Source organism: Nitrospira sp., assembly GCA_029194675.1.
GTDB lineage: Bacteria > Nitrospirota > Nitrospiria > Nitrospirales > Nitrospiraceae > Nitrospira_D.
Genome location: JARFXP010000001.1, coordinates 496,657 through 517,258, shown reverse-complemented (window position 1 = coordinate 517,258; position 20,602 = coordinate 496,657). Strand labels below are relative to the sequence as shown.

Annotated in this window: 20 protein-coding genes; 13 read left to right on the top strand and 7 right to left on the bottom strand. The window is 54.3% G+C overall.

All coding sequences use genetic code 11. The features are described 5' to 3' along the window. Nucleotides 1-711: 711 nt before the first annotated feature. Both P0120_02500 and P0120_02495 read right to left on the bottom strand, forming a co-directional pair. A complete protein-coding gene (locus P0120_02500; protein ID MDF0673202.1) occupies nucleotides 712-1,410 on the bottom strand; it encodes a fibronectin type III domain-containing protein in 699 nt (232 codons plus the stop codon). A gap of 52 nt (nucleotides 1,411-1,462) precedes the next feature. Continuing rightward, complete coding sequence (locus P0120_02495) at nucleotides 1,463-2,023, bottom strand: fibronectin type III domain-containing protein (protein MDF0673201.1); 561 nt, start codon at nucleotides 2,021-2,023, stop codon at nucleotides 1,463-1,465. Nucleotides 2,024-2,600: 577 nt separating this feature from the next. Between P0120_02495 and P0120_02490 the strand changes: the two genes are divergently transcribed. Both P0120_02490 and P0120_02485 read left to right on the top strand, forming a co-directional pair. Then, nucleotides 2,601-2,870, top strand: coding sequence for a hypothetical protein (locus P0120_02490; GenBank protein ID MDF0673200.1), 270 nt, complete (start codon nucleotides 2,601-2,603; stop codon nucleotides 2,868-2,870). Continuing rightward, a complete protein-coding gene (locus P0120_02485) occupies nucleotides 2,825-3,850 on the top strand; it encodes an outer membrane beta-barrel protein (protein MDF0673199.1) in 1,026 nt (341 codons plus the stop codon). Before P0120_02490 ends, P0120_02485 begins: the two co-directional genes overlap by 46 nt. Nucleotides 3,851-3,870: 20 nt before the next feature. Here P0120_02485 and P0120_02480 read toward each other — a convergent pair whose 3' ends face one another. The 3 genes from P0120_02480 to glgC form a co-directional block, all read right to left on the bottom strand. Then, on the bottom strand, nucleotides 3,871-4,926 hold the full coding sequence (locus P0120_02480) for a DEAD/DEAH box helicase (GenBank protein MDF0673198.1): 1,056 nt from the start codon (nucleotides 4,924-4,926) through the stop codon (nucleotides 3,871-3,873). Between the two features lie 85 nt (nucleotides 4,927-5,011). Next, a complete protein-coding gene (locus P0120_02475) occupies nucleotides 5,012-6,871 on the bottom strand; it encodes a helicase-related protein (protein ID MDF0673197.1) in 1,860 nt (619 codons plus the stop codon). Beyond that, nucleotides 6,846-8,150 carry a glucose-1-phosphate adenylyltransferase gene (glgC, locus tag P0120_02470; GenBank protein MDF0673196.1) on the bottom strand — a complete coding sequence of 435 codons (1,305 nt, stop codon included), beginning with the start codon at nucleotides 8,148-8,150 and terminating at the stop codon, nucleotides 6,846-6,848. Before glgC ends, P0120_02475 begins: the two co-directional genes overlap by 26 nt. 70 nt (nucleotides 8,151-8,220) lie before the next feature. Between glgC and P0120_02465 the strand changes: the two genes are divergently transcribed. The 11 genes from P0120_02465 to P0120_02415 all read left to right on the top strand — a co-directional run bounded on the left by P0120_02465 (nucleotide 8,221) and on the right by P0120_02415 (nucleotide 19,388). Then, complete coding sequence (locus P0120_02465; GenBank protein ID MDF0673195.1) at nucleotides 8,221-8,520, top strand: hypothetical protein; 300 nt, start codon at nucleotides 8,221-8,223, stop codon at nucleotides 8,518-8,520. A gap of 193 nt (nucleotides 8,521-8,713) precedes the next feature. Further along, nucleotides 8,714-10,039 carry a TolC family protein gene (locus P0120_02460; protein MDF0673194.1) on the top strand — a complete coding sequence of 442 codons (1,326 nt, stop codon included), beginning with the start codon at nucleotides 8,714-8,716 and terminating at the stop codon, nucleotides 10,037-10,039. A 40-nt stretch (nucleotides 10,040-10,079) separates the two neighbouring features. After that, nucleotides 10,080-11,249, top strand: coding sequence for an efflux RND transporter periplasmic adaptor subunit (locus tag P0120_02455; protein ID MDF0673193.1), 1,170 nt, complete (start codon nucleotides 10,080-10,082; stop codon nucleotides 11,247-11,249). 48 nt (nucleotides 11,250-11,297) lie between these two features. Continuing rightward, entirely contained in the window at nucleotides 11,298-14,369 is a 3,072-nt protein-coding gene (locus P0120_02450; protein ID MDF0673192.1) for a CusA/CzcA family heavy metal efflux RND transporter, read from the top strand. Between the two features lie 45 nt (nucleotides 14,370-14,414). Further along, nucleotides 14,415-15,209 (top strand): HEAT repeat domain-containing protein, encoded by a 795-nt coding sequence (locus tag P0120_02445; protein ID MDF0673191.1) that lies wholly within the window; start codon nucleotides 14,415-14,417, stop codon nucleotides 15,207-15,209. Between the two features lie 55 nt (nucleotides 15,210-15,264). Beyond that, a complete protein-coding gene (gene def, locus P0120_02440; GenBank protein MDF0673190.1) occupies nucleotides 15,265-15,810 on the top strand; it encodes a peptide deformylase in 546 nt (181 codons plus the stop codon). Between the two features lie 22 nt (nucleotides 15,811-15,832). Continuing rightward, entirely contained in the window at nucleotides 15,833-17,557 is a 1,725-nt protein-coding gene (locus P0120_02435) for an ABC transporter ATP-binding protein (GenBank protein ID MDF0673189.1), read from the top strand. 139 nt (nucleotides 17,558-17,696) lie between these two features. Beyond that, the gene (locus P0120_02430; GenBank protein MDF0673188.1) at nucleotides 17,697-17,864 is read left to right on the top strand and encodes a hypothetical protein; all 168 of its coding nucleotides are present in this window, start codon (nucleotides 17,697-17,699) and stop codon (nucleotides 17,862-17,864) included. A 5-nt stretch (nucleotides 17,865-17,869) separates the two neighbouring features. After that, complete coding sequence (locus P0120_02425) at nucleotides 17,870-18,079, top strand: hypothetical protein (GenBank protein MDF0673187.1); 210 nt, start codon at nucleotides 17,870-17,872, stop codon at nucleotides 18,077-18,079. A 316-nt stretch (nucleotides 18,080-18,395) separates the two neighbouring features. Then, nucleotides 18,396-18,593 (top strand): DUF2283 domain-containing protein, encoded by a 198-nt coding sequence (locus P0120_02420; GenBank protein ID MDF0673186.1) that lies wholly within the window; start codon nucleotides 18,396-18,398, stop codon nucleotides 18,591-18,593. Nucleotides 18,594-18,872: 279 nt separating this feature from the next. After that, nucleotides 18,873-19,388 (top strand): hypothetical protein, encoded by a 516-nt coding sequence (locus P0120_02415; GenBank protein ID MDF0673185.1) that lies wholly within the window; start codon nucleotides 18,873-18,875, stop codon nucleotides 19,386-19,388. A 116-nt stretch (nucleotides 19,389-19,504) separates the two neighbouring features. Here the strand turns inward: P0120_02415 and P0120_02410 are convergent, their stop codons facing one another. Continuing rightward, nucleotides 19,505-19,846: a hypothetical protein gene (locus tag P0120_02410; protein MDF0673184.1), complete on the bottom strand. Its 342-nt coding sequence runs from the start codon at nucleotides 19,844-19,846 to the stop codon at nucleotides 19,505-19,507. A gap of 73 nt (nucleotides 19,847-19,919) precedes the next feature. Then, the gene (locus tag P0120_02405) at nucleotides 19,920-20,429 is read right to left on the bottom strand and encodes a M67 family metallopeptidase (GenBank protein MDF0673183.1); all 510 of its coding nucleotides are present in this window, start codon (nucleotides 20,427-20,429) and stop codon (nucleotides 19,920-19,922) included. Nucleotides 20,430-20,602 lie beyond the last annotated feature (173 nt).

Below are 20,602 nucleotides of genomic sequence, written 5' to 3'. Positions count from 1 at the left end.
AAATGTAGTAACCAGTCGCTTCGAAGTCAGAGGGGCGATCCCAAGTCACATGCGCGGTCACTCCGGTTGGAGTCGGAGTCATGGTAATCATCGGGTCGTCTTCACCGCCAGAATCTGCCGCTGCGGAATGAGGAGCTTGATCCGAGTCCGATCCTGCCGTAGCGTCCGTTGGCGTAGAAAGGCTAGAAACCATCGGTCCTCCCCCTCCATCATCTGCACAACCAGCCAGTGGCATGAGTAGGAAACTAACAAGTATCAGATGGGCCATCGAGATGTTCGGTCTCCGAGAGACAAAGCGAACCGAATCCTCAATCGTCAACATAGGTACACTCCTCTAAATGAATTGGTATAGAGCTATGATCGTATTAAACTCGTACCTAGTGGTGATCACTACAATACAGAGAGCACCACCATAGTGGTCGTTTCTCTAGGCGAAGAGTGGTACAGCAAAAGCGATGCCAAGAGGAATATAACTGACGGCTTTGATTTTTGAGTGGCTTGAGTGGTTCGTCGAGAATTGAAAGTGTAGACTGTGAAGGGCTTAACCTTCAGAAAGCTCAGGATAAGAAAATGCTCGATGGTTCCTCTTAGTTCTCCTCGCCCTGCACCACGATGACGATCAACAAGATGGTGTAGGTTGCTACTGTAGAGCAGGGTCCCACTCAGCCATGAAGGAGGTATGTCCTCGCTCCCTGGAGATCATTCTGGTGATCAATCGATGCTCTTACTCACCTCGTTAGACTGGGCGCTCTCGCCAGCACTGTTATATGCTGTGACGGCGAAATAGTACGTCCGGCCCACGGTCAAACTATTCACGGTCGAGGAGGTGACGGTGCCCACGTCAATAGTTCGTGTATAGAGGCGGGGGGACTCCCCAACGTAGACTTTGTAGCCGCTGATTGGGGTGCCGGTGACCGCGTCCCACGTGAGGGTGGCCGAGGACGTGGTTGATGGTGGTGGCTGAGTTGCGGGCGATACAATCAACGTCACAGGGGCTGTCATAGTGTACCAGGTGCCCCTCTTGATGGTGATGGTGGCTTGGTAGGTCCCTGCTGCGAGACCATTCGTATTGACAGCGACCGTGAGCGTCGCACTTCTGGTCATGGATGTTGTAGCCGGGGATACCGAAAGCCAGGTTGCGTTGTCTGAGGCCGTGAGCGTCGCTTGTGTAGAACTAGTCCTGGAGACGGATATCGTCTGGTTCGGTGGGTTGGTCGCACCCTGCACAGCATAATAGGTCAACGATGTCGGGCTAATAGTCGTAGCCGCTAAACCCTCAGAGGTGAACCAAAGACAGAAGAACGTCGTGACCCCTAGAACCTGCCAGAACCAAGTTGCGGCCAAAGGGTTTTCGTTACCGCGAAGCCGCCGTGCCGTGTGGTGGGTATGTTCTATAATGAAGTGCCTCATCAGTGTCCTAGCCTTTCCTCGGTGAGAGATGTTGCACTAAGGAGTCTCCCGCTTAAGATTGAGTCGAAGGCGTCACTGCCGTGATCTCGTTCGAGCAGGTACTCTCCGACTCATTGAACGCACGGATCGCGAAAAAATATGGTGTGTTGGGTTCAAGCCCGGTGATCGTGGCAGGTGGAGCCTCGACGGTTTGGCTTTCCCCGTGAGCGCATGAATTTGGCTCCTCTGAACTTAACTCTTCTGAACCTGATTCTTCTGATCGTGGTTCTTCGGATGAGCGTTTCCCATAGTGGATGGAGTAACCAGTTGCTTTGAAGTCAGAGGGACGATCCCAAGTCACATGCGCGGTCACTCCCGTTGGTGTCGGAGTCATCGTAATCGTGGGATCTTCTTCTCCATCAAAATCTGCCGCCTCGGGATTAGTGGCTTGGTCCGAGTCCAATCCTGCTGCATCGTCGGTTGGCTTAGAAAGGCTCGAAATTATCGGTCCTCCCGCTCCATCATTTGTGCAACCAGCCAGTGGCATAAGTAGGGGAATGACAAGTATCAGCTGAGCCATCGAGAAGCTCAGTTTCCGAATGACAACGCTGGCCAACGTCTTCACCGGCGACATAGAGACACTCCTCTAGGTGAATTGGTGATGATCTATGGTGTATTAAATTTGTGCCTGATGGCGATCACTGTACAAAACAGAGAGCGAAACCAAACTATTAGTGTTCCTATACAAATAGTGACGCAGCAAGAGCGATGCCAAGAGGAAATGGTCGATAGGTTTGATTTTTAGGTGCTTTGAGTGGTTGGTCGAGAACTGAAAGTGTACAGTGTGAAGGGTTGAACCTTCGAAAAGATCAAGAATGAACAAGAAGATGCTCGATGGCTCCTCCTGGTTCTTCTCGTCCTTCTTCTGATCCGTCTACTTTTCAGCGAATCGTACAGTCATGAGGCCATCCTGATGCAGGTCGGGATGGTCTCACGTTTTTTGAACGGTGCGCACGGAACAAGCCATTTCGTACTCACGCTCGATCTGATGGCGTAAAAACATTGGGTAGACCGGTGGCCTCCTCTCACACACTTTCCCCTCACTGCCCAGTTGAGAGGGCAGAAAAATCTATTCAGCAAACGCGGTCTCAGCTATGATTTCTACTGTCTAGTTAAATTTCTATCTTTGGGCATTACGACGGAGGTCTCACGTGCCGACTGTTCGTCTTGTGACAGAAGAGGAAACCTCATCCGCCGTTGTCACGAGCACACCAATCGCTCCGGGCAGAGTCTGGAGATATATTGCCGTCGGTGCAGTGCTGCTTGGGATCATCGGTACATGGCTGGTCTGGTTCTCGGCGTTTATTCAGCGGAATCTTCAAGAAGAAAATTTTCGAGCAGCTTGCCGACGTGCCATGCCGGAGACGACTGACCGATGCTTCGATACGGTGGTCATTCAGAGGGGAGAGATACTGCGTTGAGGGAAGCACGGCAGGTACATGCTACGGTACGTTCATCGATTGCTCTTCTGTTGGTGCTTACATCGTCCGTTCCAAGCTGGGGGCAAGACTCTGAACCTCAAGTACGGCCGCGCGTGGAATTATCAGTGGGATCATGGTTGTTCACGACGGGCGAGACTCAATGGAGCCATAATGCATCTGGGCTGGACCCACGACTTGGCAATCCTACCTCTGAACTCACGTATAAGGACAACGATACCCAGCTTGTCGGGCTTGGAGCGAACGTGCATGTGACTCGACGATTGTCTTTACAGGGAGAGTTCGCCTTTTCCGTGGACATGGATCGAGGCTCATTGATCGATGATGATTATCTGGCAGGACAACGATTGTTCTCGCGCACGAGCAGCGACATAACTGGAAAGGGAACCTGGTATGTCCAGGCCAATGCGGGGTATCGCGCAGTCGAATTTCCTGAGGGCCGCGGACATTTCGATGTGCTGGCAGGGTTCCAGTATTGGAGCACGACGTACGAGGCAACCGGGTTTAGCCGAATTGTCTGCGATTCGTCGGTCATTAGTTGCAATCCTCCTACGTCCAGCTTTCCTGTGGTCAAGAATACGACCCATTGGATTACGCCGCTACATGTTGGGGGGCAACTCGAATATCAAGTCATGCGGAGAGTCAGCGCAAATTTAAGGTTTACATTTTCGCCGGTCAGCGTCGTCTTCAACGAGGATATCCATTATCAACGCAGCGATTTGCAACAGGACCCGAGTTTTTCCATGTGGGGCCTCGGATTAGGTGCGAGTGCCGAACCCTCAATAGGCATCAGGCTGACCCGTCATCTTTCGCTTACAGGTGGGTACCGCGTCATGTGGAACAGGACCTATTATGGCAGATGGGAAGGTTATCCCATCGGGAGCGCTCCGGTGACCGCTCCTCTCACCGAGCTTCAAACTCTCCGCCACGGTGTCATTGTTGGACTGACCGGTTCTTTTTAGGCCCTTGAAAAAGTGGGAACCTATCGCCTCGGACGTCCGGTCGGTAGGGTTTCTGCTTCATACTCAAGAAAGAGGTGCTTGGTCTCTGGATGAAGGTGGTTTGGGTGACCGTAGGGGATTCCCAATGTCCTAAACAGCGGCGTCAATTTCCCGTTTGGATGCAGATAACCGGCTCTGAGGGGCACGGTGCGTTTGCTGTGACGCACGAGCCGGCAGACAGTGGATCGGATTGAGGTCAGCCAATCGGCGATGTCCTGCGGATTGCCGATCGAGGCGGAGAGCAACAGTAACCTGGCCTGTGAAGGACAGAAGATAATGGTTTCTTCCCACACGACTCCTCGCTCAGCGTCCGCGAGATATTGGGACTCGTCCAAAATGACAAGCCCCAGCGTGTCCAACCGCACATCGATTTCTCCACCGGCAGCATCATAGAGCAGGTTTCGCAGGATTTCCGTCGTCATGATGAGCAAGGGCGCCTGCCCGTTTTCCTGGCGATCTCCGGTAAGAATGCCGACTGTATCAGGACCGAAGATCCGAGAAAACTCCGTATACTTTGTGTTGGACAAAGCTTTGAGCGGCGACGTGTAAATGACCGTGCGATTGTCCTCCATGGCTCGGCGGGCAGCTTCAACGGCCACATACGTCTTTCCGCTGCCGGTGGGGACGCTGATGACGACGTCGGTCTCATTCAGAGCGGACAAAGCCTCGTTCTGCCATGGGTCCGGAACAAATGGTTGCGGAGAAGGAACGCCGAGGCCTTCCAGCCAGGCCGATAGTGAGATGGCGGTTTCAGCGGAGTCCGGCTCTGTTCCACGTGGCGATGCTTTCTTGGGAGCGATCGCTGAAGGATGATGGATGCGGGGCGATCCGAACTCTAGTTGAGAGTGCCGTTCGCCGATCAAGGTCTGCAGATCGGATTCGAGGCCGGCACGATTCTGGCTTGAATGCTGAAGAAGCAGCTCGATCAGTCGCCGCTTGCCGGCACGAAAGTGCCGATGGACACGGCCCCGGGCAAGGCGATGCAAGAGTGCCACGGGTTGTTGTGCAAGCAGTTGTTCAAGCTCGTCGGTAGTCATGAGTTGAAGTGCTGAGGACTGAGTGCTGAGGACTGAGTCGCAGGCCACCTCAGTCGTGAAGCCTTGGCCCTCAGTCCCACATTGCTCACGGCAATTCCTCCAACACTCCGCGTCGGATCAACGTGATCGCTTGCGAAGCGGATTCAGCGAGACCAGGATGCGTAGATTTTAAGGCCTGCACCTGCGACAGAAACTCCAAGGTTCTAGCCAGTAATCGGTAGATATCGCCTTCCGCCATCGTGGTCAGTCGACAGAGTCCGATCCATGTGAGGGCGGGATCGCTGACCCAGCGCTCAACCAACGCCGCCACATCGGCGCGTAGGAGGGGAGGATCTTCGTAGGGAGATAAACTCTCCGCCAATTTTCGAACTTGTCCGAGAAGGGAACTCAGCCCAGGACTGATGCGTGGAAATGCCCCGGGACGATCATCATCGTGTGCCAAACTGGCCAAGATGCCGGCGAGGAGGGACGGGTCTGCTCCGGTAAAGGCTTCGGCGCGGATCAGTTCGGTAATCAGGAGCGAATGATCGATGCGGATCAGCCTTGCCCATTCTCCGTCGATCGTTAATTGTGTCGCCGGGGTGAGATACCCGAATTTCTGCAGCACTTCTACGCGCTCTTGAAAGCGGTGCCACAAACTGGTCCGCAGCGCTTGTATGGATTTCGTATGGCGCTGTTGTTCCTGACGAAGTCGCGATGCCGTCGAGAAGTCCTTCTGGCAGGCCGGTCGCGAAGGACAAGTTGGGCAGGGGAAGTCACCCAACGATTGGACGATGGCATCAGGCAGTGGTTCGATGCCGAGAGATACGAGTATCGGAAGCACGGGCACCTGCGACGGCAGTTCTTCTAATTGATGGCTGAGTCGATCGAACGTGTCAGTAGAACACCAGGGATAGGTCGGCGTCTCCGCGCAGTCGTACGTGCGATCGTAGACTTCTTTCACGCCGGTGACAGGACATTCGGTGACGGCGCTGTCCGGTCGTAGAAGGGTGAGCATGGAATTCTTTTGGCCCTTACTCCGATATTGCCGGAGCACAATCCCGCGGCCTCTGCCGAGCCCTACGACACGCCCCGGCGTCAGGAACGGCAGCCGGGCCGAAATCTCCGGCGATTCCGATCGGTGCGTCTGATGTCGCGTGTGACGGTGTCTTCGCGCATGGTCGAAGGTGTGCCATTGGGTGATCCAGTCCGTACAGACGCGAGGACCGAACGGTTCCATCTGCACATGGAGTGCGTCTAGTTTTTGCTCGAGGAGTTCAGCGCGCTGATTCAGCTGGAATTGAGCGAAACTCTTGGCCAAGATTCCTTGAATCTGCTCATGCGGATGAGCCTTCAAGAGGTTCAAGACCATCGGGTAGCTGATTGTAAACTGGCTGTTGATGGCTTCCGGCTGTCCGGTCAACCCTTTGGTCAGAACCGCCAGATCGATATAAGGAGAAGGAGTCACGATCGCAAACCCCACGTGATCTTTTCCGCGGCGGCCGGCACGTCCGGCGATTTGCTGGACTTCGCCGATGGTCAGGTCGGTGAAGTCACGGGACTTGCGGATGCTCGATTGGGTAATCACGACCGTGCGGGCTGGAAAATCGACGCCCGCCGCTAAGGTTGTCGTTGCAAATACCGCATCGAGATGACCTTGTCGCATCAGCTCCTCGATCGCGATTTTCCAAGAAGGTAGATGTCCGGCATGATGGGCGGCAATCCCGATCCGTCGCACGATAGGAATCAACGGGTGCTCGGCAATGCTGGGGTGCTGAACCGTGATCCGTTCAAGTGCGGCGGCGATCGCTGCTTGTCGTGCCGGAGGGAGTACGAGATCGGCATGGTCAAAGGTCTCCATGGCCTCGTCGCAGGCCCGGCGTGAGGTGAGAAACACGATGGCCGGCGTGAGATGTTTGTGACGGAGCGCAGTGATGAGATCAACCGGATGGATCGACGGCGGCATGCAGTTTCATTCCCTTTGAGATCACGACGAGCCCCGAGTCGGTGACCGTGAACCGTTGCACATCGGCCTCTGGGTTGTAGCCGATTTCAGTATGAGGAGGGATCGTCACATCCTTATCGATGATGGCGCGCCTGATGCGGCTATGTTCCCCGATCGTCACGTTTTCCATGAGAATGGATTCCCGGACGTCGGCATGATCCTGGACGCGCACGTTCGGGGAAAGCACGGAGTTCTGCACGCGAGCTCCCGAGACGATGCAGCCGCCGCAGACGATCGAGTCGAGAGCGACGCCCATCCGGCCTCCTTGATAGTCCTGCGCGAAGACGAACTTAGCCGGGGGGAACTGGCCTTGGTAGGTGCGAATCGGCCACTCGGAGTCGTAGAAGTTGAATTGTGGGTCAACGGCCACCAGGTCCATATTCGCTTCCCAATAGGCATCGAGCGTCCCGATGTCGCGCCAATACTGGACAGCCTTTCTATTCGCGTCTTGAAATTTGAACGCATAGACACGCCCTTGCTTGATCATCCGCGGGATGATGTTTTTTCCGAAGTCATGAGCACTGTCTTCTCGTGCATCGGCGATCAGATGTTCCCGGATCGCCTTTGTACGGAATAAGTAGATGCCCATCGACCCGAAGGCATGGGCGGGGTCATTGGGTAGTGAAATGGGATGCGCCGGTTTTTCATCGAAGCGAGTAATCCGGTAGTCTTCGTCCACCGCGATGACTCCGAAGCGAGTGGCTTCCTGGACGGGAATGTCGATGGCGCCGACGACCGCATCCGCGCCTTTGGCGATGAGCCAGTGGTACATCTCCGCATAGTTCATCTTGTACACGTGATCGCCGGCGAGGATCAGCAGGAACTCCGACTGTTCGTCGTCGATCAAGAACAGGTTCTGATACACGGCGTCGGCGGTGCCACGATACCAATCTTCGTTGATGCGCTGTTGAGGAGGGACGGAGGCGATATATTCGCCGAGTTCAGCGTTGAGAACATTCCAGCCGCTCCGGATGTGGCGATCGAGGGAGTGCGACTTATATTGGATGAGCACGACGATCCTACGGAGTCCTGAGTTCAGGCAATTGCTCAGGGTAAAATCGATGATACGATACTTCCCGCCGAAGGGAACTGCCGGTTTCGCGCGTTGGTCCGTCAGCGGAAAGAGTCGCTCGCCTTTGCCGCCGGCCAAGACCATGGTGAAAATGTTCTTCACGCGCCGAATTGTAGCAGGACCCGTAGGAAATAGAAAGGAAGCGGAATCGTTGACTTCCCGTTTCATGCGGATAATACTAGGGTCGGATTTGGTCCTGGTCGGCGGGTTGAAAAGAGTCTGAGGTAAAGGAGTCAGCATGAAGCGAGATGTCGTTGTCACCGGGCTACTTCGGAGCACCAACAGGCGAGCGACGAAGCTTCCGGTGAAGCTCTCCGCCAGTCCCTTGAACGACGTGACAGGGCGTCTGGAGAGGTTGGAAGGGCAGATGCAAAAACTGTCCGAACTCGTTCGGGATCATGCTGAGGATATGGACCGGCTGGTCAGGATCGTCGCAGAAAACAGCGACATTATCCGTCGACAGTTGCTCCGTAAACATCACGAGAAAGTTCGGGTGAGGAAACATTTGCGGGAGGTAGACGCTTCCAGAGAACGTTGATTGAAGAACTACGCCCTGCCGGCTACTTCGCTGCTCTACATTCTCAACCTCGTGCAAATCAGGATTTCTGAGAACCTCTTTCCTTGCCCTATCCACGAGCGCATCGAGTATAATTTGCTGCCCTTTTTACGGACGGAGAAGGTACGTCTTTGCATAGACACCGCATTATGCGGTGTAATGGCGTGCTGGGAGAATGCTTCAACGACTGTGTAGTACTTTTTTCTGCCTCGCGATGGCGAGCAGCGGTATCGTTACCGGGGAATCCCTCTCAGCGGCGCAGTCGACGAGTGTCGGTCCAGGTCCGGCTGCACGAGTCTTCCCAGCGTCGGCACCGGCTCTACGATTGAGCCTCGAAGAGGCGATCGGGCTCTTTTTACGTCAGAACCTCGATCTGCTGATCGCGAAATACGGGATTGAGTTCAGCAAGGGACAGCAGATTACCGCCCGATTGTTCCCGAACCCGGTTGCCTCTATGGGGCTGGTCAGTTCCCCGGTTCAGGGACGCACACTGGGTAGCAGCGGACAGATAACTTCGCAAATTCAACAGCTGTTCGAATTGGCGGGCAAACGGGGTTATCGGATCGAAAGCGCCGACTTCGGACTCCACTCTGCCGAGGCCGCTTTCGAAGACGCAGTTCGGCAACTCAGCTTCGCCCTCAAGGACGCCTATTATCGCGTTCAATTAGCGCGGAGACGGCTGGTTTTGGCGGAAGAAAATAGGGACCGGTTTTCGCGTATTCTCGATGTCAATACGATTCGCTTCAAGAAGGGATATATTGCCGAGGTCGACTTGATCCGTATCCGGCTCCAGTTTATCGATTTTCACTCGCAAGTGATTCAGGCCATTCAAGAAGCGCAGTCGGCCCGATCGGACCTTCGGCAATTGTTACGAGTATCCCCGGCGAGTGAGATGGAACTCACAACCGAGCTGAACTACAAACGGTTGGATCCCGACATCGCCAAGCTCCGTGCCGCGGCTATCGACACGCGACCCGATGTTCGTACAAAGCGAATGACGCTCTCACAGCGCGCGGCCGAACTGAAGCTCGCCAAAGCGTACCGGATTCCCGATGTCACCATCGGGGCGGGTTATGGCACCCAAGGCTCGCAAGGACCTGACAACCCTAATCAGATGGCCTTCAGTCTTGGTGTGCCGCTGCCGTTGTTCAATCGCAATCAAGGCGGTATCATGCAGGCGGAAGTCGCGATGCAGGTTGCGGGGGCGGACCTCGACAAGACGCTGAACCAAGTCGAGAATCAAGTGGATGTCGCCTATCGCAACTTAATCGAAAGTCGTCGATTGGTCGAAGCGTTCCTGGAAGGGGTGCTTGATGATGCGCGGTCGGCGATTGCGATCGTGGAGCGAGCCTATGAACGGGGTGGAGTCACTCTGCTTGATTTGCTCGATGCGGCGAGGACGTCGAGGACGATCCAGCAAAACTATATTGAGGCCTTGTTCAATTACCAACGGAATGTGATTCAACTGGAGAGTGCCGTCGGACAGGACATTGCATCCTGAGGTAGCCGACAAGGATCGGGTTGAGGGCTCAGATTCACAGATGAACGTCTTTCAGAGGTATTCCTGCAAGTGTTTCCCCAATCTTTCCTTGGTCCTCACCTTGACCTTGATCCACTTCTTGCTCTCCACATGCGGTCAAAGCGACCAGCCTCCAAGGCTCGATGCGGCGACACACCAGCCTATCAAGAACGAGACTCTGTCGCATGTCGAGACGATGATCGTCGAACTTGGTCCATCTCGGCAAGGCTTAACCCTCTCGGGTAAGATCGCCTATGGCGAGGACCGGTACTCGCGGATTTCCTCCCCTTTACAGGGGCGTGTTGTGGAAGTGCGAGCCCGTCTGGGGGGGAGGGTAAAAGCCGGGGATATTTTACTCATCGTGGATAGTCCGGATATCGCCCAGGCATATTCGGAATATGTAAAGGAAGTCTCTGATCTGCAATATGCCACGAGAGCGTATGAATTAGCCAAGGATCTCTATGAGGACAAGGCGCTTTCGCTGAAAGATTTGAAACTGGCCGAAAATGAATTGGTCAAGGCTCGAGCGGAGTTTCGCCGTGCGAAAGAACGATTGCTTTCGCTGAGGGTTGCGCCGCAAGAGTTGAGTAAGCCGCTGGATCAGCAACGGATCACGTCACGATTCGAGATGAAGAGTCCGTTGACCGGGGTCGTCGTCGAACGTACCGTCACGCCTGGTCAGTCGGTGACCGGAGATGCCGACCATGTGCTGTTCACTATCGCCGATCTCGACGTGCTAGAGGTTGTGGCCGATGTCTACGAGCGGGACCTCGCGCTTGTACGGGAAGGCCAGTCGGCTGTCGTGAAAGTTGAAGCGTACCCTGACGCTGATTTTCCGGCCAAAGTCATAGCGGTGGGAGACGTGGTCGATCCTGTGAGCAGAACGATCAAGGTTCGGGCTCTCGTCAAAAATGAGGCGCACGAACTGAAACCGGAAATGTTTGCTCGGCTGCAACTCGACGTCAGCGGTACCGGACCATTTCTCACCGTGCCGCGTGAAGCGGTACTGGAAATCGACGGCAAGCAGTTTGTCTATGTCGTTGAAGCAGAAAACCGGTACGTAAAGCGGGAAGTGAAGACCGCGAATATCTCGCCGAATCAGACTCGCGTCCTCGAAGGGCTGACGCAGGGAGAGCGGATCGTGACCAAGGGCGCCGTCTTGATAAAAGGGGAACAGGTCAAGGGCACATAATCACCCAGTTTGTCCTACCTCCACAGCTTCGCCGAGTACGATGAATTCATGATCGTTAGAATCGTCGAGATCTCACTGGTACAGCGGTTCTTGGTCTGCACGTTCGGGTTTCTGCTCGTATTCGGTGGTCTCTACGCATTTCATCTCCTCGACATTGTGGCCTATCCTGATCCTTCCCCTCCAATGGTGGAGTTGATCACCCAACTTCCTGGATATTCAGCCGAGGAGGTTGAGCGGCAAATTACCATTCCCATCGAAGTCGCCTTGAACGGGACCCCCGGATTAATCGATATCCGGTCGCTCTCGATTTTCGGTCTCAGCGATGTCAAGGTGTACTTCGACTTCGACACCGACCTCTTTCAAGACCGCCAGGAAGTGTTGAATCGGCTTAACTCCGTTCAACTGCCTCAAGGTGTGCAACCCGTGCTGTCTCCCTGGTGGACCATTGCCGAGATCTATCGGTATGAGTTGATGGGCCGGGACACGAGTGTGACCGATCTCAAGACTATTCAGGACTGGCAGGTCAGGCGGGCGTTCAAACGTGTGCCGGGTGTCATCGACGTGACGACGTTCGGCGGCATCACGAAAGAATATCATGTCGATATTGATCCGGGGAAACTGATCAGCTACGGCGTCAATCTTTCGCAAGTCATGGCCGCTTTGGCGAACAGCAACGCCAATGTCGGGGGCAACTATTTGACGATCGGTGCGCAGAGCTACAACATTAGAGGGCTGGGCCTCATCAATGATCTCGATGACATTGAAAACGTGATGGTGGCTGAAAAAGATGGAACTCCGATCTTCGTCAAGACCTTGGGAACGGTGACCGTAGGGCATCGCGTGCGACTTGGAAAAGTAGGGATCGATGATCGAGATGACGTGGTGGAAGGCGTCGTGCTCCAGCAGCGTGGCTACAAGGCCTTAACGGTCCTCGATAAAGTACGGGCCAAGGTTGAGGAGTTGAATGGGTTGAAACTGCCCTCCGGGGTCAAGATCAAGACGTTCTACGATCGAACAGTTTTGATCAACACGACCGTGAAGACGGTTACCGACATTCTTATCAGCGGTATGGCGCTCGTGTTTATACTCCTGATCGTATTTCTCGGCGACCTCCGTGCGGCGTTTATCGTCGCGCTGACCATCCCGCTCTCGCTGCTGTTTACCTTCACGATGATGGTGTTCGTCGGACAGTCAGCTAACCTGATATCATTGGGCGCGATCGACTTCGGGATCATCGTGGATGCAACGTTGGTGATGGTCGAAAGCATCTTCTTCCAGTTGGCGCATCGGGAGGCACAGGGGCTCACGATTCACCACCATATCATCCGGGCCGCTCGCCAGGTCGGAAGGCCTATTGTCTTTTCCACGGCGATCATCGTGGTGGCTTTCGTGCCGCTCTTTACGATGACCGGAGTGCCTGGAAAGATCTTCGCACCCATGTCCATTACGTATGGGTTTGCTCTGTGTGGCGCACTCTTGATCGCGTTTACACTCGCGCCCGTGCTCTGTTCATTCCTCCTGCGGTCGTCGATCAGAGAAACCGATACGGTCGTGGTCGGCGCCCTACGCAAGGCCAATGCCAGGATTGTCGTATGGGCGTTGGAGCATAGGATCATGGTGGTCGGGTTTGCGACAGGCCTGGTGATGCTCGCGTTTCTTGCGTTGCAATCGTTGGGTGGTGAATTCATGCCGGCTCTGGAGGAAGGGAATCTGTGGGTTCGAGCCACGATGCCGGTGGATATTTCTTTCGATCAGGCCGATCGATTGACGAACGACATCCGTCGCATGTTCAAGGACTCGCCCGAGGTGGAAACGGTCGTTTCACAGCTGGGACGGCCGGATGATGGGACGGACCCTACCAGTTTTTTTAATGGGGAATTCTTGGCGAATCTTAAACCCGAATCGGAATGGCGTCGAGGATTGAGCAAAGATGATCTGATTGAAGAAATCGAGCATCGGCTGAAAACCATACCCGGTGTTATTTTCAATTTCTCTCAGGTCATCGAAGATAACGTGGAAGAGGCGATGTCCGGAGTGAAGGGCGAGAACTCGATCAAATTATTCGGGTCCGATCTCAAAATCATGGATGCGAGCGCCGTCGAGATCGAATCGGTGATGAAAACGGTTTTCGGCGTGAAGGACTTGGGCATCTTCCGGCTGATCGGTCAACCGAATGTGCTGATTCAAGTCGATCGCGAAGCGAGCGCTCGTTATGGGTTGCGGGTCTCCGATGTGAATGCGGTCGTTCAGGCCGCCGTCGGTGGTCAAGCGGTAACCCAAGTGTATGAAGGAGAGAAGCTGTTCGATCTGGTCGTCAGGTTTCTTCCGGAGTATCGTCGGGATATCGATTCCATCGGCAATATTCTGGTGAGCACGCCGGATGGGGCACGCATTCCGCTCAAACAGGTGGCGGCCATCACCATGCAGACCGGAGCCTTCATCATCTACCGCGAAAACAACCACCGGTATATCCCGATCAAGTTCAGTGTGCGGGACCGCGATCTTCAGAGTACGATTGAAGAAGCTCAGGAGAAGTTGGCGCAGCACGTCACCCTATCAGAGGGCTACCACATGGAATGGGCCGGGCAGTACGATCAACTCAAGGAGGAGCAGAAACGGCTGACCACAATCGTTCCCGTGAGCCTCGTCATCATGCTGTTCCTGCTCTATACGACATTTGACTCAGTAAAAAATGCGTTGCTGGTGTTGGCGGCTGTTCCCTTCGCGTTGGTGGGTGGTGTTCTGTCGTTGGTGATCACGCATACCCATTTCAGTATTTCGGCCGCGGTGGGGATGATTTCGACGTTGGGAGTCGCGATATTGGGCGGTGTGTTGTTGATCTCACGCATTGAAGAGTTCAGAAGGACCGGGCTCGACTTGCGGCAGGCCGTGTTACGCGGTGTCGATGTACAGATGCGCCCGATTCTGATGGCCACCTTGGGCGCGGCGATCGGACTCCTACCCGCCTCCCTCGCGACCGGGATCGGTGCTCAGGCGCAACAGCCGTTGGCCCGTGTGGTGGTCGGTGGGATGCTGACGGCGGCATTCTTAATTCTCGTGGTATTGCCGGTTCTCTACGAGATCTTGCACAAACGGGATGTGCGTGAAGAAATTGAATAGAGCCGTCAAGAATTTCCTAGCAGGATGAAAGGAGGCGCCCACATCGTGAACCATTCTTCTTCACTCAGGATCTGGGTTATCCTGGCGATCGCACTGGCTGGTGGAACGGCACCGCATTCCGGATGGGCCGGTCCGTCCCCGGTATGGCCGGTCCAAGTGCCGTATGAGACACCGCCCACGAATCAGGATATTCCTGATGTCTCAATTCCTCCAAATAAGAATCCGCTGAGCCCCGAAGAGCTCAAGCGGGCTGAAGCCTTGCTGCCGTTGCTTGAGGGCAAGCAGGAATTCTGGGCGATGGGAGAGTTCGTGCATCTGGGAGAGCCGGCTGTTCCGGTTCTCGTCAAGGCCTTGACCATGCCGAGCCCACGCATTCGGTACAATGCGATCGAAACGTTACTGATGATGAAAGGAGTTGCGGGGGTTCCCGCACTCGTCTCTACAGCCAAGGAACCGAGCGAAATTTCCCGTGTGCGAGAACACGCCTTACGAGTCGCCATTCGTCTGGATCCGTCGAAGGCACCCGAGGCGATCGAAGTGATGGCAAAAGATCCAAATCCGTCCGTCAGAAAGGCAGCGGCATTCGAGGCGCGGTATGTCCGGCAGAAGGCCGTCATCCCCATCTTGATTCCCATGGTGAGCGACGACGAACGGTTCGTGGCGCTGTCGGCACTGCAATCGCTCTGGATCTTGACCCGCCACGAAACCGAATTCCACGATTGGGATACCTCGACCAAGCAGGATCGGGCGGTGTGGTCGAACGAATGGGTTGAGTGGTGGGACGCCAACAAAGACGTTTTTGAGATTCCGGAGCCGCGGCGTCCGAAACGGAGCTTGTAGCGACAAGCCGGGGAGGTTGCGGGCCGGAAGACTCCTATGTTACGAATATCACGTAATGAAACTGAAGACAGGAACGATGCTGAAAATCGCCAAGCTGGGGAATCCTATTCTTCGCAAGATCGCCGCTCCGGTCGATCCGAGGGAGATCAAGTCCTCCGACCTGCAACGGTTGATCGACGACATGTTTGAAACGATGTACGATGAGCCGGGCATCGGATTGGCCGCGCCCCAGGTTTCGCGCTCGATTCAATTGGTCGTGATGGGGTGCCAGGGCGAGGGCGGATTCCCTGAGACCGTTCTCATCAATCCATCGATCGTCTACTACGGGCCTGAACAAGTGGAAACTTGGGAAGGATGTCTGAGTGTCGACGGCTTGCGAGGGAAAGTCACGAGGCCTTCCCTGGTGCGGGTCAAAGGCCTGGATCGAAAGGGCAAACCTCTGGATTTCGAGGCGACAGAATTGTACGCGGTCTGTATTCAGCACGAACTCGACCATTTGATCGGCAAAGTCTTTCTTGATCGCATGACCGATCTGTCCACCCTCACTCAGCTGCACGAGTTCTCGCAGTATTGGAAAAAAGAACCTACGAAGGTCATCTGACACCTGCCCGGCAGAGCCGACCGTGAAAGCGCTTCTTCGCGTCTTACAATACCTTCGTCCCCATCGCGCCCTTGCGATTGCGACACTTGTCTGTGCCGCTGGTGCGACGGCGATGGAGCTGGTGCCTCCCTGGGTCATCAAAATCATCATCGACGATGTGATTCAGGCGAAGCAGGCGTCATTGCTGTCATGGGTGATCGGTCTTCTGGTGGGCGCCTATGTGCTCAAAAACCTGTTTGCCTCCCTCAGAATCCGGCTGAATAATCAACTGGAGCAGACGGTCGTCCACGATCTTCGCCGGCATGTCTTCTCCGCCCTCCAACGATTGTCCATCACCTATTTTGAGGATCGATCGACTGGGGAGATCATGTCCCGGGTGACCAACGACACGGAGCATGTCGAGCGGATCTTTATCGATGGGCTGGAAGGTATGTTGACGGCGTCGCTCACGCTGATCGGGATCACGGGGCTTTTATTCATGCTCAACTGGAAACTGGCAGCGCTCTCGCTTTTGCCGATCCCATTGCTTGCCTTGTCCGCGAGTTGGTTTACCTCAAAAGTACACGGATATTATCGAGAGACCAGGCAGAGCGCAGCTGAGCTGAATGGCTACTTACAGGATGCCTTGTCCGGTATTAGAGAGACGATGGGATTCGGCCGCCAGGGACATGAACAAGCCAGGTTCGACCGGCTGAGTCAAGCCTATAGCGACAAGAACCTTCAAGCGATGGTGTTGTGGTCGGTGTATTCGCCGGGAATGATTCTGGTGGCCGCCTTTGGAACCATCTTGATCCTCTGGTACGGTGCAGGGGAGGTCATGGAAGGCCGTCTCACGCTCGGCGAGTTGGTGTTGTTTCTGTCCTACTTGGCAATGTTCTACGTGCCTATTAACCAGATTCATTCGGTCAATCATATGTTGCAACATGCGTTGGCGGCGAGTGAGCGGGTCTTTGAGGTGCTGGATACGGTTCCGGAAGTCGCCGATCGTCCTCGTGCAGTCGCTCCGGTCCATCGTGCCCATGGAGCAGTTCATTTCGACCAGGTGCGGTTCCATTATCGAGCCGATGTTCCAGTGCTGAAAGGATTCTCTGCGACTGTACCGGCAGGAGAACGTGTGGCACTGGTCGGGATGAGTGGGGCGGGGAAGAGTACACTGCTGAAGCTGTTGATGCGATTTTATGACGTCACGGACGGGGCAATCCTTATCGATGGAAAGGATATCCGCGATCTGCCGATTGCGTACCTACGGCAGCAAATCGGGTTTGTACAGCAGGAGCCGTTCTTGTTCAACGGAACGGTGAAGGACAATCTGCTGTACGGCGATTTGAATGCGGACCGAGATCGGGTGGAAGCGGCGGCCCGTGCCGCGCGGGCACATGAGTTTATCGCGGCGCTTCCGGAGGGATACGATACATGGATCGGTGAGCGGGGTGTCAAGCTGTCGGTCGGACAAAAGCAGCGAGTGTCAATCGCACGAACGTTGTTGAAAGACCCTCCCATCGTCATTTTTGATGAAGCCACGTCGAACATCGACACCGAGACCGAGGTGAAGATCCGCGAAGCATTGGCCGAACTCACAATGGGTAGAACCACATTCATCATCGCCCATCGGTTATCAACGCTCCATGATGTGGACCGGATCTTGGTCCTCGATAAAGGTCGTTTAGTGGAGAAAGGCCGACATGACGAACTGCTCAGTCGGGGAGGAGTGTACGCAGGTCTGTACGAAGCTCAGTTCCAGGTGTAATGGAAGAGACATTCGTTGATTTCAACTTCAGCACGCGTCGCCTTGGGTAGTTGCGGGTTCGAAGCAGAGCTCGGTATACTCTTTGAAGCGACAATGGGAGTATGGTTAGTCAATGGTCTTGCTGTATGAGAGCGATCCCATGGATGACGAACATGCGCGAGGTCGTTTCTACCACGTCTGCCGGGGACGAATCGATCGTACGCCCTTGAATGTCCCGGAACCAGATCGTCCTTATGAGTGCCGACAGTGCGGAATTGATCTCGAAGCCGACGATTTCTTCGTGGCCCTTCAAAAAGGATCGGTGTAGGACCAATGACCAGGAGCGCGGGGAGAAAAACGGTAGGGGTTTCGCGAGGCCTGATGATGCTGTGCGATACCTGTTATGCTCAAGTCGTCAACGAAAAACTTCCAGACGCGAAGAACTTCGTGGCCGACTTCGAAGCCCTGCTGGATAGGATCTGTCCCGGCTGCACCGACATCAATCGACCCCTCATCGACGACATGGCCGGCAGCGGCGAGTGAGAGTGCTTCGATATCAACCATTTCCTCATCGATGGACATGATGAGGGGTTTGGAATAGCTGATCCTCGCCTGGGTCTACCCGATTGAAAACAACGCGTTATTTCCGAGCAACCAGGACCAGGCCTGATAGAAAGCTCATTAAGGACGAATGGATCGAGTTTGTTGTCCGTTCTCCGGAAAAGGAGTACACACAAACGGATGGTCGAATCAGGCGATGGGCCAGAATCGAAGAAATGGACAACCGATATTTACGAGTCATCTTGCTGCGCGATGGGGAGACCGTTCACAATGCATTTTTTGATAGAAGGTATGCGCCATGAAAATCAGTTATTTTCAAGATACCGACACATTGTATATTGAATTCCGCGCCGGTGACATCGCCGAATCTAAAGATCTGGACGAAAATACCATTCTTGATGTGGATACGAAAGGCAATGTCTGCGCAATTACTTTTGAGCATGCAAGCCAGCGCACGGACGTCAGTCATGTATTAGTCGAAGGCATTGCGGCATAGTTTGCTTTGAGCGGGTCATCATCCAGTTGCACTGACATTAATCGGCTCCTCATCGACGACATGGCCGGTAGCGGCGAGTGAAGTGGCTGTAAAGCCCTCAGTCGTGGTCCTACAAATAGCAGCTTGATTCCAGATACATTTCGATCCCGATGAATGAAAGAGGATATTGTTTGCGGTAGATTCCAACCGTATGACAAGAAACATCGATACTGGACACTTTGGGGATAGGCATTCAGAAAGTACACGATGACTTACGAAATGGACAGATAAGAGATCCGAATGGACCGTACCCTTATCAACCTCCTTTCAATCCTTGTTGGGGGTGCTGGTCTCTTTACGGTGCTCACAGGGTTTAATGTTCCGGAACTCAATATGAGCTTTTGGGGTGAGAACCCTTATGCCGTCAAACGGGATGCAATAGATAACACGATGAAATGGATGTTCACGTTAGTAGCTAGTCTTGGATTGGTATTGCAAATTTGGGCGGAAATCTGGGGAGAGAATTTGCCAGATCGTCTGTATGATTCAAGCTACTACACTGTCTTCAGTGTGATAGGCCTTGTAGTTGTCGGCTCGCTGGTGTGGCTTCTTACCGGCGTCGGGATCAAATTGCAAGATGGCAATGGCAGCCTACTGTTGTCGAGTTGCAACGCGAGCTCTTTGAACGTGCCAAGTTTGTTGTTCTGCATGATGGTTGGACACTTGAGCAGTGGGAGAAACGAGCAACACTTGCTTTGGCCGAGGATTCTGAGGGTTACAAAGCGAAAAACGAGCAGGCAGCTAACCAACACCTAGGTCAGATTGAGAAGCTTCTGGAGGTTGAGTCGAGCGGGGATCTTAAAGAACGAGTCGCGAGATTGGAGCGCATGTTTGAAAAGTAGAACGTTTTATCTCCCATGAGAGTAATTGCCCTATTTGCACTCTTCCCCATTGAAGTACATACAGGTCGATTCGCCTGATTTGACCTTCCAGGTTTTGATCAGCGGACGTTGATCCTCACCCCGCATCTCAACGACGAAATCCACAAGGCCGGAAATGGGAAGTTTTTCCATGTGTGGCTTCGCGGCTTCCGGTACTTCGATGTAGAACACGCGTCCGCTCGTGGAAATTAGAATTTGATCGTTCTCTTTGTCGACGTAAATGACGGGGCTGTAAAAGCTACGGTCTTCGGCAAAGACCGCAGCCGCCATTGAGACGGTCACGTACAGCACGATGGAAAAACCATAACTGAACAATCGTCGTTGAACGCCCACCGCACCGCTCCTCATGCAAGCTGCAAGGGCAGATTAGTATATTCTGACGACGATGTGAACCGTAAAATTTAGCCTAGCGGATGAGCACGTCGGCGGGAGTGACGCGACCGGATTTGATCCAATAGGTCTTTACGTCCGGTTCCGGATTCATGAGCGAGACCAGGAGATAGGCGGGGAGGGGCAGGTTGATCTTGGGCCAAATCTCCTCGTAGTCGGTGGCAATTTTTATGTCGGTGACCGACGGACGGGCTGGATCGTGGGGGTGCGAGTGGTAGACGACTTGGAGTTCGAGTCCTTGGGTGCGCATGTCTTTCTTCGCGGTGGAGAAGTCCTGCATGTCCATCACGAAGGCGATTTCTGCCCGTTCAGCGGGGGAGAGCCGTTCAAGATGTGCAGCTTTGGCCGAATCGAATGACGACAGGTTTTGTGCGCCTTCCATCGCGACAATGTTCTTAATGCGATAGAGACGGCTGACCACCCCATTGGTTCCAGCCAGGAGCCCACAACATTCGTACGGAGTGAGTTCCTTGGCATGGACGATGATGTTGTCGAGAATCTGTCGGGAAATAATGAGGTCGGCCACGATCAGTCGATCCTCATGTAGCTGAAACGATCTTGAGTCAGTGGTGGAGGGGATTGGAGGAATATTGGTTGATGCGTGTGCAGGATGGTCAAAACGGCTGTCCAGCAAGGCCGCAGCGAGCGAAGGGCCGAGGCGTACAGTTCGAGGTACGTTGAGGGCCTGAGCGATGCGAG

Excerpts from the sequence above, each read along its gene's own strand:
- P0120_02475 (MDF0673197.1), bottom strand. The coding sequence starts at position 6,871 with ATGCCGCCGTCGATCCATCCGGTTGATCTCATCACTGCGCTCCGTCAC.
- P0120_02425 (MDF0673187.1), top strand. The coding sequence starts at position 17,870 with ATGACCAGGAGCGCGGGGAGAAAAACGGTAGGGGTTTCGCGAGGCCTG.
- P0120_02495 (MDF0673201.1), bottom strand. The coding sequence starts at position 2,023 with ATGTCGCCGGTGAAGACGTTGGCCAGCGTTGTCATTCGGAAACTGAGC.
- glgC (MDF0673196.1), bottom strand. The coding sequence starts at position 8,150 with ATGAAACGGGAAGTCAACGATTCCGCTTCCTTTCTATTTCCTACGGGT.
- P0120_02485 (MDF0673199.1), top strand. The coding sequence starts at position 2,825 with ATGCTTCGATACGGTGGTCATTCAGAGGGGAGAGATACTGCGTTGAGG.
- def (MDF0673190.1), top strand. The coding sequence starts at position 15,265 with ATGAAACTGAAGACAGGAACGATGCTGAAAATCGCCAAGCTGGGGAAT.
- P0120_02455 (MDF0673193.1), top strand. The coding sequence starts at position 10,080 with ATGAACGTCTTTCAGAGGTATTCCTGCAAGTGTTTCCCCAATCTTTCC.
- P0120_02480 (MDF0673198.1), bottom strand. The coding sequence starts at position 4,926 with ATGACTACCGACGAGCTTGAACAACTGCTTGCACAACAACCCGTGGCA.
- P0120_02420 (MDF0673186.1), top strand. The coding sequence starts at position 18,396 with ATGAAAATCAGTTATTTTCAAGATACCGACACATTGTATATTGAATTC.
- P0120_02415 (MDF0673185.1), top strand. The coding sequence starts at position 18,873 with ATGGACCGTACCCTTATCAACCTCCTTTCAATCCTTGTTGGGGGTGCT.
- P0120_02465 (MDF0673195.1), top strand. The coding sequence starts at position 8,221 with ATGAAGCGAGATGTCGTTGTCACCGGGCTACTTCGGAGCACCAACAGG.
- P0120_02430 (MDF0673188.1), top strand. The coding sequence starts at position 17,697 with ATGGATGACGAACATGCGCGAGGTCGTTTCTACCACGTCTGCCGGGGA.
- P0120_02460 (MDF0673194.1), top strand. The coding sequence starts at position 8,714 with ATGCTTCAACGACTGTGTAGTACTTTTTTCTGCCTCGCGATGGCGAGC.
- P0120_02450 (MDF0673192.1), top strand. The coding sequence starts at position 11,298 with ATGATCGTTAGAATCGTCGAGATCTCACTGGTACAGCGGTTCTTGGTC.
- P0120_02500 (MDF0673202.1), bottom strand. The coding sequence starts at position 1,410 with ATGAGGCACTTCATTATAGAACATACCCACCACACGGCACGGCGGCTT.